The organism is Cellulomonas sp. GbtcB1 (assembly GCF_019091725.1).
GTDB lineage: Bacteria > Actinomycetota > Actinomycetes > Actinomycetales > Cellulomonadaceae > Cellulomonas.
Map to the genome: position 1 here is coordinate 1 of NZ_JAGXJG010000697.1, position 230 is coordinate 230.

The window sequence follows — 230 nt, forward strand, 5'->3', positions numbered from 1 at the left end:
GCGAGCTCGTCCCGCAGCGCGTCGAGGCGCACCCGGCCCTCGTCGGCGACGGGGAGCAGGGCGATCTCCGCCCCCGCGTGCTCGGCCAGCCAGACCGCCGGGTCCAGCACCGCGTGGTGCTCCACGGCCGACACCAGGACGCGGCGCCGCGCCGGGTCCTGAGCGGTGCGGGCCCAGAACAGGCCCTTCACCGCGAGGTTGACGGCCCCGGTGCCCCCGCCGGTCAGCAG

At 78.3% G+C, this 230-nt stretch carries 1 protein-coding gene; it reads right to left on the reverse strand.

What is annotated here, in order from left to right; translation table 11 throughout:
- Positions 1-230: aminotransferase class V-fold PLP-dependent enzyme (locus tag KVT14_RS21860; protein ID WP_217617439.1), on the reverse strand; the 230-nt coding region annotated here is incomplete at both ends.